The organism is Corallococcus sp. AB045 (genome assembly GCF_003668895.1).
Lineage (GTDB): Bacteria > Myxococcota > Myxococcia > Myxococcales > Myxococcaceae > Corallococcus > Corallococcus coralloides.
The window spans coordinates 1-15,365 of sequence record NZ_RAWN01000090.1 but is presented as its reverse complement, the minus strand read 5'-3'; the positions used below and the strand labels follow the sequence as shown (position 1 = coordinate 15,365).

Here is a 15,365-nt window from a genome sequence, read left to right as displayed (position 1 = left end):
TCAGGGCACGAGCGGCGTTCCCCCGCTGTCAGCGGGAAATCCGAGGCGGAGGGACTTCGCCTCGCCCTGCTTCACGTCCACGGGCACGCGCAGGACCGACGGGCCGAACCAGCCGTCGACGGCGAAGAAGGTGTAGCGGCCGGGTGGCAGGTGGCTGAAGTCGAAGTCCACGCGCCAGTGGTAAGGCCCCCGCACATCTGGATCCTCCGGCGGCCATTTCCTCGCGGCGGGATCGCTGGTGAATGCGGAGCGCTGGAGGATCCGCAGGGCTCCGTACGTCTTCGGCATGTCCACATGGCCGGGAACGAGGAAGGTCTCCAGCCGTTCACGTGGCTCCGGGAAGTGCACCTGGAGCGCGCCTCCTCCGTTCCTCGGGACGAAGTCCCTGCGTTCGCGCTCGTGTGGCGAGAGCGAGACGGGCTGGGGTGAGAAGACCAGCGGCGCGGGCCGGGGCCATTGGGCATCCCGGAGCGGCTCGTCCGAAACGTGCACGAAGCACTCGCGGTCCCCTGGAACGCGCAGCACGTAGTGGCCGGCGTCATCCGTCGTGGTGCGGGTGTCGAGCCCGGCCTCGCAGCGCGCCCGGACCGTCACGCCCGCGAGCGGAACGCGCGCCCCATCCGTCACGAACCCCTGGAGCACCCCGTCCGCGGTCAGCCGCAGCTCCACCTGGTCCTCGTGAGCGCCGACTTCGTACAAGGCCGTTCCGCCCTGCTCCTCGTTCACGCTGAGGAACAGGGGGCGATGGGGCAGGTGTTCGACGTGGAAGCGGCCCGCCCTGTCCGCTTCATGCTTGAAGCCGTGCTCGTCGCGCGGGCCCTCCAGGTCGGCGGGGTCCACCCAGTCGACGCGGGCATTGGGAACCCCTGTCTGCCCATCTTCGTGGAGCACCCGGCCCACGAGGGTGTGTCCGGGATCGAGCGTGATGTCCGGGAGCGTCCGCTCCTCGTGCGCGCGAGCTTCGACTCGCAGGCGGAACGGGGCCATGCCCTGCGCTCCGATGAACAGGGCGGAGGGACGCGAGGCGTCCGGGGTCCAGGCGAAGCGGCCTTCGCGATGGGCCACCGGATATCCCTGGAGGGAGAACTCCTTCAGGGGCTGCCCATCCGGTTGGAGGACTCGGCCTTTCAGCACGCCACGAGACTGGAACACCACGGGCCCGCCATTGGGGCCGGAAGGATCTTGTTCCGCGACGCCCACCTTCTGGTGGAGCCCATCCATGGACACGAGCTCGAGCTTGTGGGGGCGAGCCAGGGGATGGCTCAACTCGAAGTATCCGTCCGGACCGGTCCTCGTCCTGCACCTACCCATGAGGTCCCTGCCTTCCGGAGACTCGAGCGCCGTGGCCCGCAGCTGCATGCCGGCCAGGGGTTTCCCATCGGGAGTCACCGCCCTGCCCGTCCATGGACCCGCACTGGCGATGCCTTCGAAGCTCACCGTGACTTCCGCCTTCTGCCCAGGAAGGACGTCAACGTCCACGGTGCGCTCCCACTCGCACCCGGCGGCACGAGCGAAGGCCCTCACGCGGTAGCGCTGCGTCTCGAGTCGCAGGAAGACCCTTCCCTCGGGCGTTTGCTCGGACTCGTGCGAGAGGACCAACCGCCGGTCGACGGGCGTCACGAAGCCAGAAGCGTTGGGGACCCCGCGTCCTTCTGGGTCGATCACCCGCACGAGCAATGACGAGTACCGCCCCATCACGACGGTGAGTTCGGGCTGGGGGGTGACGACCTTCAACCGGCGCCAGCTCCAATCCGCCTTGCTGGCATAGAGCAGGCCTTCGCCAGCGGCCACGCCCTGGAAGGTGAACCGGCCCTGCGTGTCACTGGAGGTCTGCACGAGCGGGGTGGCGACGGAGGAAGAGACAAACCGGAGCCAGACGCTGTTGAGAGGATTTCCCTCCGCATCCATCACGCGTCCGGAGAGGGGCACCGTGCGCACCAGGGACAGCTCCATCCGCGGCTTCGATTCCGGCGCGATCCGGATGTCCGTGCGGAAGGCCGTCACGAAGCCGCGTGCCTGGACCTCCGCGGCATACCGGCCCGGCTTCAGCGCAACGCGTCCGGTCCCCTGCGCGTCCGTCGTGCCGGTCAGCGCGCTGTCTTGCGGCAAGTCCGCGCGCCAGACGTTCACCTGCGCGCCGGATACAGGTTGTCCTTTCGGGTCCACGACCCGGAACATCCAGTTCCCTTCATTCGCCGGTCCGGACGGTTCCAACTCCGGACGCGTGCCCGCGCAAGCGAGCACCACGGCAACGAGCCCCACCCAGCTCCATCGCATGGCGCGAAGCATACGCGATGGGTTCGCGTCAGCGCATGTACGGCCTTCCGCCTCCGCGAGCGGGACGCGCGGACTGGATGACGTGCACGCCGGTCCCGGTCAGCTCCACGGGGATTCGCAGGATCGCGTCCACTCCATCCATCTGATCCCGGATGAAGACCGTGTAGTGCCCCAGGGGAAGATGACTGAAGCGGAAGTCCGCCCCCAACAGGAAGTGGGGAACGAAGGACTCGCTCCCGTTCTCCGACTCCCATGTGTTCGGCATCGGGTCGGATCGGAAACCCGCCCGCATCAGGGCATCCAGCGCCTCGGGCGAGCGAGGCCATGCAACGTCTCCCGGAAGCACGAACGCGGTGACGAACTCGCGAGACGCCTCGACGCTCACCTCCAGCGACGCGGGCCCCCGACGGGGCTCGAGATCCAACGACTGCCGTGAGCCGGACGGAACACGAAGCCGCGTCGAGGAGAAGAACACCGGAGGCGGCTGGGGCGGCCGAGGCGGCCGGATGTTCAGGGGGCTCCCTTCGGGATGCACGAAGCACTCGCGGTCTGCCGGGATGTTCATGGCGTAGTGGCCCGGCCCGTCGCTTCTGGCGCTCATCTTGAACCCACCTTCGCAGCGGACCTCCAGGTTCACCCCCGCCAGCGGAACCTGCGCGCCATCCGTCACGAATCCGTGCAGCTCCGCGTTGGGAACGAGCCGCAACCGCACCGCCGTCTCAGCGGGTTCGAGCGCACGGAGCACGGTCCCGTGTTCCTTCGAAGCGACGCGCAGGAACTGGCGCCGGCCTGGCACCTGCTTGAGTTCGAAGCGGCCCTCGGCGTCGGTCATCGCCCACTGAGAGCGATAGGGTCCATGGCCGTCCAGGTCGAACTCCTCCACGAGCTCGACCTCCTGATGGGGCACGCTCGTGCGGCCGTTCCTCGCGAAGACACGGCCCTGGACGGTGCGGCCCTCCTCGAGGACGACGTCCGGGACCTGGAGCACTTCTCCTTCCCGCCCTTGCGCGCGCACGAGAGCGGGGGCGAATCCCCACACGTCGATGACCCACTGATAGGTGTGGGTCAAGTCCACGTATCGCACGTACTCGCCCCGCGGATTGTTCGGGGAGAGTCCGTTGACTTCGAAGAAGCCCACGGGCTGTCCATCCGGGCGTACGACACGGCCCTTCAGACTTCCAATGAAACTGCGGAACACCACCGCTTCGCCCGTTCCCGTGGGAAACGGACCTCTCGCCTCCCAGCCCCGGGCCCCTTTAGGGGCATCCATTGTCAGGACGCGCGGAGCCTTGAAGACGTGCGGAATGGCGAAGGAGCCGTCCTGCCCCACGACGCCCTCGCACCTGCCGCTCAAGCCCAGGTCGTGCGGCTCTTCCCCCGGCACCCATGCAACCACTGTCCCGTGGTCAAGCGCCTTGCCGTTGGCATCCACGGCCCGCCCTCGCCAGGGTCCAGCGTCATGAAGGCCTTCGAAGCTCACCGTCGCTTCCGCCTGCTGGCCTGGAAGGACCTGGACCTCGATGCCGCGAGTCCACTCACAGCCGGGCACGGGGGCGTACCTGCCGGAGATGAGGTAGCGCCCTGCGGGAAGCTGCTGGAAGACGGTGGCATCTTGCGCCTCCTCCGGGAACAGCTTGTCTGGGTCCATGTCATCCATGGACGAGATGGAGAAAGGCCCTCCAGGCAATGGCTTTCCATCGGGCCCGTGCACCTGAACGCGCAGCGAGCCGAGCCCACCCATCACCACCGCCAGCTCCGGCGCGGGCGCCACGAACTCCAACCGCGTCGGACTCCATTTGTACTTCGTCGCCTGAAGCATCACGCTTCCAGCGGGAACACCGTCGAAGCGGAAGCGCCCTTCCGCATCGCTCTCGGTCTCCGGCGCGGACTTGGTTTCGTTGGAGCGGCTGAGTCGAAGCGTGGCCAACGCGATGGGCTTCCCTCCCGCATCCACCACGCGCCCGGCGATTGACGTCGCGCGCTCCAGCGTCACGTCCAGACGCGCCTCTCCGGTGACGGGGACCCGTGCGTCCGTACGGGTCACGCTCACGAAGCCCGCCGCCTCCGCCTGGAGGACATACCAGCCCGGCATCACCTGGAGCCGGGCCGTCCCCGTCGCATCCGTGGTGCCCGACTTGATGACCAGGCTCCCTCGATCCGCGCCGCGTGCCACCAGCGCCACACCGGGCACGGGTTGCCCGGCCGGATCCACCGTGCGGACGGTGAACGCCACCTCCTCCACGGGCCACCGGGTCTTCGTTTGCACCGGACGCGGCGCTTCCGCGCACGCGAGCACCACGGCCAAGAGCCCCACCCAGCTCCATCGCATGCCCCGCAGGTTAGCAGGGCATGGTGAGGAACGGCTCCCGTCAGCGAACGAAGTGCACGCCCTCCTTATCCGCGCGCTTCGTTTCGAACCTGTGGACGCCGGGCTCCGTGAGGTTCACGGGGTAGCGGAGCACGGCGACCCCAACACGGCTTGCGAGCACGAACACCGTGTAGCGCCCCAGGGGCAGCTGGCTGAACCGGGGCTCCCCCCAGGAGCGATAGAACCAGTTCTCGACCTGGCGTTCCGGGCGTTGCTCGGCGGGGGCTGGATCCGGCTCGGCAGCGAAATCCATCAGCGCACGCAAGGCGTCCACCGTCGACGGCATCGGAACGTCCCCCGGCACAAGAAGGACCCGATCCCACTCGCCCGCATCCGGAAACATGACCTGCACGGAAGCGGGCCCTGTGCGCGGCCGCAAATCCACCCGGACCGTCTCTCCCGGACGGCCACTGGTGAATCGCCGGGGCCAGAAGACGCGCAGCGGCGGTGAGGGCCAACCGGATGGACCTCCGTTGGAATAGACACTCAAGAAGCATTCACGCCCCGGATTCAGGCGGATGCGGAAGCGGCCCTCCGCGTCGGTGACAGGCAGCCGGCCGGGATGGGTCTCGCACCCGGTCATCAGGTGAATGCCCTGCAACGGACGCCCCGCCTCATCCGCGACCGTGCCCAAAAGGAGGGCAGCCGGGGCGAGCCGCACCGTCACCTCCTCCACGTCCGCGCCCAATGGCTGTGATGCCGTTCCCTCTTCTTCCGTCTCCGCCTCGAGGATGAACGGCTCGCGCGGCACGTTCTCCAGCACGTCGCGGCCCTCCGCATCCACGATGCGGAACGTCTGGAACCAGGCGAACGTCGACTCCCGCCCGGGCAACGGGCGCAGGTTCACTCTTCCCGTCGACCCGGCCGGCTGCCCGTTCTCCCGCAGGAGCCGGATGCGCACGGTGCGGACTGCCTTCAGGCTTACGTCTGGCAGGGCGGTCCGTTCCTCCCGGGGCTCCACCCGCGTGCGCGTGCTCGCGAGTCCCTCCGCCTCGAAAACCAGGCTTGCGGGCCATGGGCCTTCCAGGGTGTACCGATAGCGCCCTTCCGGATCCTCGTAGGTCTCCGAGTTCACCTTGAAACGGGTCAGCGCCTTTCCATCCGGTCCCGTCACGCGTCCCTCCACGAAGGGACTGGGATGCCGCTCCAGCAGCACGTCCTTTGCATCCTCCGGACCGAACTCGACCTTCGCGACACCGCTGGAGACCTCCACGCGAACAGGTCCCCGCGACAGGTGTTCCAACGTGAAGCGCCCCTCCGTGTCGGTCCGGGTGGAGTCCTCGCTCGCGAAGGCGTCCTTCTTCGGATCACCCGAAGAGGCGCTCAGCCAGACATCCGCAACGGGCTGTCCGTTGGCGTCGACGACGCGGCCCCGAAGCGGTGCGCGTTCCACCACTCCCTCGAAGCGGAGCGCCAGCTCGCGAGTCTGTCCCGCCACGACCTCTACTTCCGAGGACGTGTTCCACTCCGCGTTCCCACCCAGCGGATGCGTGAACGTCACCCGGTAGCGCCCTGCCTCCAGGCCCCGGTACACCTGGGCGTCCTTCACCTGCTCGTCGATCCAGGCGCCCTCCTTCGCCACGGGCTCGAGCGCCTTGACCGTCACGTTCGGCGAGCGCACCGGACGTCCATCCGGAGCGAAGGCCGTCACCCGAAGCGTGCCCTGCTCACGCATGACGAGCGTCAGGTCCGCCGGTGGCGCGTCGAACACCCGGCGCTCGTCGCTGTAGCCCTTGAGCCGCGCCAGCAACACGCCCGGGCCTGACCCCATGCCTTCGAACAGGTAGCTTCCATCCGGGTTCCCCACGACGTCCAACCGGGGCGCCGTCGTATCCGTGGGAATCCACGACAGCGACACGGCCCGGAGAGGCTTGCCCACGCCGTCCACCACACGCCCCGCGACCGGGACGGAGGGCCGCAACGTCATCGTCACGGTCGCCGGGTGCTCACGCCCGAGCCGCACGTCAGGATCCACGAAGCCCTGGTAACCCGAGGCCTGGGCCGTGAGCACGTACCACCCGGACGGCAGCCACAACCGGCCCTGTCCCTCACCGGACGTCGTGCCCCAGGCGCCTTCGGGAGGCACCGCCATTGCGTTCCGGATCCGGAACTCGATGTGGGGCAGCGGCCTGCCCTCCGCGTCCTTCGCCAACACCGTGAGCAGCACGGACGCGGGCGCGGCCTCGGTGCGCACCGCTTCGGACACGGACACCGGCTTCTGATTCGACGTGCCCGCGCATGCGAGCATCCCCACCACGAGCCCCACCTGGCTCCATCGCATGCGCGCAAGGTTAGCAGGCGCGCATGAACGCCAGACAGCCCCTCAGCCGAAGCGCTCGCGGAAGGTGCTCAGGTTCGGCCCCTTCCCTCCGCGCTCGTACACCGCGAACACCACGCGGCTGAACGCACCCGCCATCATGGACAGCCCTCGCGCGAAGGCCTCCGCCGCGTCGTGCGGGTTGTTGCGGAACGCGCCGCAACCCCAGGCCCCCAGGATGATCGTGCGATGCCCATGGTGCGCCGCCACCTGCAACACCTTGAGCGCTCGCGCGGCCAGCACTTCGCGCAACTTCTGCGCGACCTCCGGATCCTTCGCCGGCAGCTCCCTCGCGTTGGGCGCGGGCGCAGTGAGCAGCGACACGGAGAACGGCCGCTCCAGCAGGTCGTAGTGCTCGTTGCGGAAGAACGGCACGTCCGGCGAATAGAGGAAGTGATCCGTGTACAGCGGCGAGCGCAGCTTGCGGTTCACGTCGTAGTACTCCGGCCACTTCAACAGGCACGGGTACAGCGCAGAGCACCGCGCCAGGTCCTCCTCCTGCGCCTTCGCGCCCGTGAGGAAGCCGCCACCCGGGTTCACCGCCGACGCGAAGTTGAGCGCCAGCACCCGCGCTTCGCCCTCCTGCTCCACCAGCCGGCGCGCGGCGTCGCCCGTCTTCTCCGGCGTCACCTCGATGGTGAAGCCCGGCACCGGAGCGGGCCGCGTGAGGTGTTCGAAGTCACCGGGGCGCACCAGCACGGTGCCCTCGACCGCGCGCGACACCGCGTCGCGAATGGACACCTCCCGCCCGGACAGCGGCACGTACGTGCCCTGCTCCAGGATGTGAAGGGTCTCGTCCGCGACGCGGTTCAGCGACATGGCGTCACTCGCAGCCGATGCGCTCGGGCGCCACCACGAGGTCGTCGATCCACGTCTCCGACTCGGAGTCGCCCTTCGGGTGCACGAAGCCGTAGCCCACCGCGAAGTTGGTGAACGGCCGGATGCCCACGTCCTCGAAGTCGTACGCCAGCTCCCCATCCGCCCACGCCTGCGCGTGGCCTGTCTTGGCCGTGGCGCTGTCGCGCTCCACGCCCCACTCGATGCAGGTCCACCTGTTGGGTGACACCTTGACGACCACGGGGTCCTGGTTCTGGTAGTTCCAGCCCGTCCCGATCCCCGTCCAGTTGTCCAACGCGAAGCCGCCGTTCGGCAGGGCCTGGAGCTCGATGCCGCCGAAGTCGGTCTCCTTCGGCGAGTAGAGGATGAAGTACGTCCCCATCACGCCCGCCGGCGAGGCCCGGTTCAGGTACACGTACGCACGCGTGTAGAGCTTCGTGCCGAATGCCGGGATGTCCCTGCGCAGGTGCGCGATGGCCTGCTCATCCTTGTTCGGGTCGAAGGGCTCCTCGTTGTGGCCTGCTTCCGTCACCACGTGCACCGCTCCCTTGCCGGAGCGGGTGCGCGAACCGTCGACGGTGATGGTGGCGTTGTGCTTCTCGTCCGGCTGCTTCCAACCGGTCTCCCCGTTTTCGAAGTCCTCGCAGATGTACGCGGAGGCCGGGCACTTGCCATTGCCCGAGCTGGTGCCGCCGTCGGTGTTCGTGCCCGCGTCCGTGCCCGCGTCCGGGGTGTTGTCCGTCTTGCCGTCGTCGCCGCAAGCCGACAGCGCGCCCACCGCGAGGGAAGCCATCATCAACGCCAGTGCCGAAGTCGAACGCATGAGTCCTTCCAGGAAGAGGCGTCGCGCCCTCGCGCTCCTGCCGCGGGGACGGGACGTGTCTCCGTCCTAACACGGCCCCCCGTCCTCCTTGGAATGGGGCCCGGCAGACCCCGGCGGCAACGGCAAGCGGGCAGGCGGTGACGACCGGCCCCGTGGGGCCATGCGGATGTCGTCCGTGGAGGGATGCGCGCGCGGCGCGATCACAAGTGCTCACTAGCGGCGCACCACCCTGCCCGGCAGGTGCGCGTTGCCGTTCCGGCCCGTACTGCTTTCCATGTGAAGCGCCAGCGGCACGGGCGTCACCCTCACGGGCGACAGGAGGGTGGGAGCGGGTGGGGGTTCCTGGCATCGGGGAGAGCGGGAGATGGGAGAGGCCTTCCGAAGACTCACGGTCGTCGCGCCCCCGGCCGACGAAGGCGCCTCCGTATGTGCTCCGCCGCCCGCCCGGCACCTGCCGCCCACCGGTTCGGTGGCGCTCGTCTTCACCGACATCCAGGGGTCCACGCGGCTGTGGGAGCGCTGCGGCCAGGCCATGCGCGACGCGCTGGAGCTGCATGACGGCGTGCTGCGCGCGCTGCTGCTGGGCACCGACGGCTACGAGGTGAAGTCGCAGGGCGATGCCTTCATGGTCGCGTTCGCGTCGCCGGTGGAGGCGGCGCACTGGTGCCTGCGCGCGCAGGAAGCGCTGCTGCACGCGAGCTGGCCGGAGGCCCTGCTCGAAGAGCCGGACGCGGCGGAGGAGCACGCGCCGGAGGGGCTGTCGCACCGGGGGCTGCGCGTACGCATGGGCGTGCACGTGGGCGAGCCCGACTGCCGCCTGGATCCGGCCACGCAGCGGCTGGACTACCTGGGGCCTCCGGTGAACATCGCGGCGCGGGTCGCGGACGCGGGACACGGCGGCCAGGTGCTGTTGAGCGGCGCGGCGTGGGCCCGCATCCAGCCGGAGCTGGCGGCGCTGGGGATGCCCATCGCACGCTCGCTGGGGTCCTTCCGCCTGCGCGGCGTGAGCGACAGCGTGGCGCTGGTGGAGCTGCTGCCCGCGTCGCTCGCGCACCGCCGCTTCGGCCCCCTGCGCGCCCCGCGCGAGCGGCCCGGCAACGTGCCCACGCTGCGGCAGGACCTGGTGGGGCGCGCGGAGGAGCTGGATACGCTCCGGCAGTGGGTGTCGGAGGGCGCGCGGCTGATCAGCATCCTGGGCCCGGGAGGCATGGGCAAGACGCGGCTGGCCACGCACTTCGGCGCGCTGGAGTCGGACGTGGGCGCGTGGGAAGGCGGCGTCTGGCGGTGCGACCTGGAGGAGGCGCTGACGGAGGGCGACCTCTGCCACGCGGTGGGCCGGGCCCTGGGCGTGCCGCTCACCGCGGACGGCGACGGCAGCATGCCCGCGGAGCGGCTGGGGCACGCGCTCGCGGGATGTGGCGACGTGCTCGTCATCCTGGACAACGTGGAGCAGGTGGTGCGGCACGTGCCCGCGACGCTGGGGCGCTGGCGGGTGCTGGCGCCGCGCGCCCGCTTCCTCGTCACCACGCGAGAAGCCCTGCGCCTGCCCGGGGAGCGCGTGCTGGACCTGGCCCCGCTGCGCCTGCCGGATCCGTACGAAACGCGCTGGGACGTCATCCTGCGCTCGGACGCGGTGCGCCTGTTCGTGCAGCGCGCCCGGGAGACGCGCGGCGACTTCGTCCTGACGGACGCGGACACCCCGCGTGTCGCGGACATCGTGCGGCAGCTGGACGGCATCGCGCTGGCCATCGAGCTGGCCGCGGCGCGCGTGAGCGTGCTGGGCGTGGAGCAGTTGCGCGAGCGGCTGTCGAAGCGCTTCGACCTGCTGCGCGTGGGACGGCGGGACGCGCCCGCGCGACAGGCGACGCTGCGGGGGGCCATCGACTGGTCGTGGAACCTGCTGGAGCCAGCCGAGCGCGCCGCGCTGGCGCAGTGCTCGGTGTTCCGGGGCGGCTTCACGCTGGAGGCCGCGGAGGCCGTGCTGGCGCTGCCGGAGGGCTCGCCGGACGTGCTGGAGGTGGTGCACTCGCTGCGCTCCCAATCGCTCCTGTGCGCGCGCGAGGTGGGGGCGCCCGGCGGCTTCCTGCGCCTGGGGTTGTACGAGAGCATCCGCGAGTACGCGGGGCTGCGGCTGCGCGAGATGGGAGACGAGGCGACGTGCGAGGCCCGGCACGCGGACACGTACCTCCAGGTCGCGGGACGGCTGCGGGAGCGCGTGCAGAAGACGGGCGGCGCGACGGCGCTGCGGCGGCTGGCCCTGGAGCGAGAGAACCTGCTGGCCGCGTGCGACAACGCGATGGCCATCCGCCCCGCGACCGCCGAGTCCCTGGGCCGTGCGCTGGAGACGCTGGTGGCGCTGGAGCCGGATGCACGCACGCGTGGCCCGGTGGGGCTGCTCGTGGGGCGGCTGGAGCGGGTGCTGGAGGCGTCGGCCCACGTCGCCGTGGCGCCGTTGAAGCGCGCGGAGGCGCTCGCGGTGCTGGGCCGCGCGTACATGGACGCGGGACAGGCGGAGTATGCGCGCCAGGCCCTGGAGGAGGCGCGCGGCGTCTTCCACACGCTGGGAGAGACGGCGTCGGAGAAGCGCGTGCTCGTGGACCTGTCCATCGTCGCCCGCCACGCCGGGGACGGGGCCGCCGCGTGGACGCTGATGCGCGACGCGCAGGCGCTGCCCTCAGGAAGCGACCGCTGGCTGGAGGCCTACGCGGTGGGCAACCTGGGCCTCGTGGAGCAGGTGCGCCACGGGCCGGAGGCGGCCATTCCGCACCTGCGCGAGTCGCTGGCGCTGTTCCGCGAAGTAGGCGATGTGACGTTCGAGGTGGGCTTCCTCACCAACTGCGCGGTCGCCATCGGCGAGGCGGGCGACGGCGGCGAAGCCGTGATGCTCCTGGGCGAGGCGCTGGGCCGCGCGCTGAGCGTGGAGGACCGTGCGGGTCAGGCGCTCGCGAGCATCAACCTGGGCTGCTACCTGATGGACGCGGGCGGCATCGCGGAGGCCTGCGAACACCTGGAGTCCGCGGTGCGCCTGTCGCGGCTGTTGGGGCAACGGCTGCTGGAAGGCACTGCGCTGGGTGAGCTGGGCCGCGCCTCGCTCGCCCGGGGTGACTGGACGCAGGCGCGCGCGGCGCTGACGGAGGCGATCACCATCCTGGGCCGCGCGTCCCGCTGGCAGGCCCTGCGGTTCATCGCGCACCGGGCCGCGCTGGACGCCGCGTGCGGAGAGCTACGCGCCGCGCGCGAGGGCTTCGCCAGCCTGGAGGGGGCCCCCGAGCTGCGCGAGGACCCTGCCCTCTTCCAGCTCGTGGATCTGCTCCGCGCCGCGCTCGACCTGGCTGAAGCCGACGCCGCGCCCGCGCGAAGCGCCCAAGGCAACGACGCCAGGGCCGCCGCCCGCCGCCGCATCGAAGCGGCCCGGAACGCCCCGCGCGAAACCGCGTCGTCCGACATCCGCTGCGCGCTCCGCTTCCTGGAGGCCCGCTCTGGCATCACCGACACGCACCTGGATGCGTGAAGGCGCTCCGGCTCACGGGGCCGGAGCCGGCTCCGGCGCTGGCTTCGCGAAGCGGCGGAAGAAGCTGTCGTCGTTCCAGTACGGCCGGCCGGGGGCGTCCGACACCGCGTTCGTCAGCGCGGTCAGGAAGGTGATGAAGCGCGCGGCGCCCTCGTGGTCCACGGGCTGCTGCGTCAGGTCATCCGACGGCGCGTGGTAGCGCTCGGCCAGCCACTGCTTGAACACCTTCTGCTCCTCCGAATCCGGCGTGTAGCCGAACTTGAAGAACAGCGCGGGCACGCCTTCACGGATGAACGAGTACTGATCGCTGCGCACGAACAGGTTGCGGTCCGGCTCCGGATCCGGGAGCACCTGCACGTCCAGCTTCGCCGCCACCTCCGCCAGCGGCACCGCGAGCGAGGACTCGTCCTTGCCGTGCGCCACCACGGAGGTGAACGGCCAGTGGGGCATGAACATGTCCAGGTTGAAGTCCGCCACGATGGAGCTGATGGGCACCGGCGGCCGGGACGCGAAGTACTTCGACCCCAAGAGCCCCTTCTCCTCCCCCGTCACCAGCGCGAACACCACCGAGCGCTTCGGCTTCTCCGGCTGCTCATGCAGCCGCCGCGCGACCTCCAGCACCGCCGCCACGCCGGACGCGTTGTCCATGGCGCCGTTGTAGATGCGGTCCCCCTTCACCGGCTCCCCCATCCCCACGTGGTCCAGGTGCGCGCTGAGCACCACGTACTCCTTCGAGAGCACCGGATCCGCTCCCGGCATCACGCCCACCACGTTCATGGACTTGAGCGGCTTCACGTCGAAGGCCAGCTTCGCCTTCATGCGCAGCGGCAGGTCGAACTTCGGCAGCGGCTTGTCCGCGTTGGCCAGCGTCACCAGTTCCTCGTAGGTGTGCGGCGCGCCCTCCAGCCACTTCTGCGACTGCGCCACGTTCGCCACCACCGCGACCTTCAACCCGCGCGACTCGTTGAGCGACGGATCCGCGAACACCACCGTGGGGCTCTTGCTGGAGCCCACCATGCGCTCCCACGGCAGCTCCAGCAGCTTCGGGTTCTGGAGGTACACGACGCCCACGGCCCCCGCCGCCTTGAGCACCTTCAGCCGCTCCTCCCACGAGGAGAAGTGCGACTTCACCGGCCCGGGGACGTTCCCCGGCCCGCCCTGGAGCAGCACCACCACCTTGCCCTTCAGGTCCAGGCCCGCGTAGTCGTCGTGGCCCAGCTCGGGGATGGACAGGCCGTAGCCCACGAACACAAGCGGCGCTTCCACGGTGCCGTTGTCGCCCTGCCGCGAGGACAGCACGACGTCCTCGCCCTGCACCAGCGGCAGTGTCTTGCCGTCCTTCACCAGCGCGACGCTGGACTTCGACTCGATGAGGCGGCGTGACTGCAATGCCATGGGCTGCAGGAAGCCCGTCTTCAGCATCGGCTTCACGCCCAGCGCGGCCAGCTCCTTGGACACGTAGCCGGCGGCCGTCGCATAGCCCTTGCTGCCCGTGTCGCGCCCCTCCATCGCGTCACTGGCCAGCACCTCCACGTGCTTCCACCAGCGGTCTTCGCCAACCTGGGGCTTGGATGCGGGAGCCTCCGCGGCGAAGACCCCGGAGGAGACGAACAGCGCGAGCGTGGCGGCGGACGAGACCCGTTTCATGCCCCGGAGCATCCAGGGCGAAGCGGGAGCATGCAACCGGGATCAGGCCTGCACGCCCAACCGCCGGCCGCGCAGCTCCGACAGCGTGCGCGCGTCCAGCAGCACCGCGGACTTCTCCTGCGGGGACAGGGGCTCCACCCCGCCCGCCAGCAGCTTGCGCCGGGCGGAGGCCAGCGCCGCGGGGACGCTCGCCGCCGGGTGGGACTCCAGCAGCGCCAGGTGCAGCGCGTGCGCGCGAGGGTCGGAGAGCACGTGATCCAACGCGTCGTCCACCGGCTCCATCCCCTCCTCCGCCAGCTCCTGCGCGCGCACCAGCACGGTGGGCGGCTCGGCCTCCTCGGGAATGAGGAGCAGGCCCTTCCGCTGCAGCCACAGGCCCAGCGACGCGCGGGAGGTGAAGACGGAGATGGCCGGGGCGAGCCACAGCCCCACGATGACCGGCGACAGCCACGCCAGCATTCCTGGCGCCACCGCGACCGTCAGCGCCGCGAGCACCACGCCAATCACCATGTGCCACTTGTGCCGGCGCAGCGCCTCCGACCACGGCAGGTCCGTGTCCTCGCGCTGCTGGCTGGACCAGTTCACCTTGTAGCCAAACAGCGTCCCGAACACGAAGTGCGACTGGAAGAGCATCATCACCGGCGCCATCAGCGTGGACACCACGCCCTCCAGCATCACGCTCAGCACCAGCTTGAAGCGGCCGCCCATCCGCGTGGCCTCCTCGCGGTTCGCGAGCAGCAGGCCCAGGCCCATCAGCCGGGGGATCCACAGGAGCGCCAGCGACAGCGCCATCAGCCGCAGCGCGCCCACCGTGTCGAACGCGTCTCCGCCCGGCAGCGTGGACTGGAAGTCCAGCAGCGTCGCGGGCGCGAAGAACCACTCGTGCAGCGCGGCGAACAGGCCCGCCACCAGGAAGATGAGCCACAGGGGCGACGCCACATAGGACATCACGCCCATGAGGAAGTGCATCCGGCTCATCGGGTGCAGGCCACCCGCCATCACCAGCCCCAGGTGCTGGAGGTTGCCCTGGCACCAGCGGCGGTCGCGCTGCGCGTACGCGAGCAGGTCCGGCGGCGGCTGCTCGTAGCTGCCGCCCAGCTCCGGCACCAGCCACACCGTGTAGCCGGCGCGGCGCATGAGCGCGGCCTCCACGAAGTCGTGGCTGAGGATGTGGCCGCCGAACGGCTGCTGGCCCGGCAGCACCGGCAGGCCGCAGTGCTCGATGAAGGGCGCCATGCGCAGGATGGCGTTGTGGCCCCAGTAGTTGGAGTCCCCCAGCTGCCACGCCGCCGCGCCCGCGGCCACGATGGGGCCATAGACGCGCCCGGCGAACTGCTGCAGCCGCGCGAACAGCGTGGAGCGCCCCACGTTCTGCGGCGGCACCTGGAGGATGCCCGCGCCCGGGTTCAGCTCCATCAGCCGCGCCATCCGCACCACGCTGTCGCCCGCCATCAGGCTGTCGGCGTCCAGCACCAGGAGGAAGTCGTAGCGGCGGCCCCAGCGCTCACAGAACTCCGCCAGGTTGCCCGCCTTCTTGGCCGTGTTGTCGGAGCGGCGGCGGTAGAAGATGCGCCCCTGCCCGCCC

The 15,365-nt window shown here is 70.3% G+C and carries 8 protein-coding genes; 1 reads left to right on the top strand and 7 read right to left on the bottom strand.

All coding sequences use genetic code 11. The annotated features are described in order from the left end of the window. Genes D7Y21_RS21595 through D7Y21_RS21575 form a run of 5 tightly spaced genes read right to left on the bottom strand, consistent with a single transcriptional unit; the run spans position 1 to position 8,622 of the window. The gene (locus tag D7Y21_RS21595) at positions 1-2,277 is read right to left on the bottom strand and encodes a carboxypeptidase-like regulatory domain-containing protein (RefSeq protein WP_233612230.1); all 2,277 of its coding nucleotides are present in this window, start codon (positions 2,275-2,277) and stop codon (positions 1-3) included. Positions 2,278-2,305: 28 nt separating this feature from the next. Then, on the bottom strand, positions 2,306-4,591 hold the full coding sequence (locus D7Y21_RS21590; RefSeq protein WP_233612229.1) for a carboxypeptidase-like regulatory domain-containing protein: 2,286 nt from the start codon (positions 4,589-4,591) through the stop codon (positions 2,306-2,308). Positions 4,592-4,646: 55 nt separating this feature from the next. Next, entirely contained in the window at positions 4,647-6,926 is a 2,280-nt protein-coding gene (locus tag D7Y21_RS21585; protein ID WP_121715409.1) for a carboxypeptidase-like regulatory domain-containing protein, read from the bottom strand. Between the two features lie 42 nt (positions 6,927-6,968). Further along, positions 6,969-7,781 (bottom strand): TIGR02452 family protein, encoded by an 813-nt coding sequence (locus D7Y21_RS21580; RefSeq protein WP_121715408.1) that lies wholly within the window; start codon positions 7,779-7,781, stop codon positions 6,969-6,971. A gap of 4 nt (positions 7,782-7,785) precedes the next feature. After that, a complete protein-coding gene (locus D7Y21_RS21575; protein WP_120562937.1) occupies positions 7,786-8,622 on the bottom strand; it encodes a hypothetical protein in 837 nt (278 codons plus the stop codon). 364 nt (positions 8,623-8,986) lie between these two features. On the opposite strand from D7Y21_RS21575, the gene D7Y21_RS21570 reads away from it, so the two are divergent. Beyond that, a complete protein-coding gene (locus tag D7Y21_RS21570) occupies positions 8,987-12,133 on the top strand; it encodes an adenylate/guanylate cyclase domain-containing protein (RefSeq protein WP_121715406.1) in 3,147 nt (1,048 codons plus the stop codon). Between the two features lie 12 nt (positions 12,134-12,145). Here D7Y21_RS21570 and D7Y21_RS21565 read toward each other — a convergent pair whose 3' ends face one another. Both D7Y21_RS21565 and mdoH read right to left on the bottom strand, forming a co-directional pair. After that, positions 12,146-13,780: a M28 family metallopeptidase gene (locus tag D7Y21_RS21565; RefSeq protein WP_121715404.1), complete on the bottom strand. Its 1,635-nt coding sequence runs from the start codon at positions 13,778-13,780 to the stop codon at positions 12,146-12,148. Between the two features lie 42 nt (positions 13,781-13,822). Next, positions 13,823-15,365: glucans biosynthesis glucosyltransferase MdoH (mdoH, locus tag D7Y21_RS21560; protein ID WP_121715402.1), on the bottom strand; the 1,543-nt coding region annotated here is incomplete at its 5' end.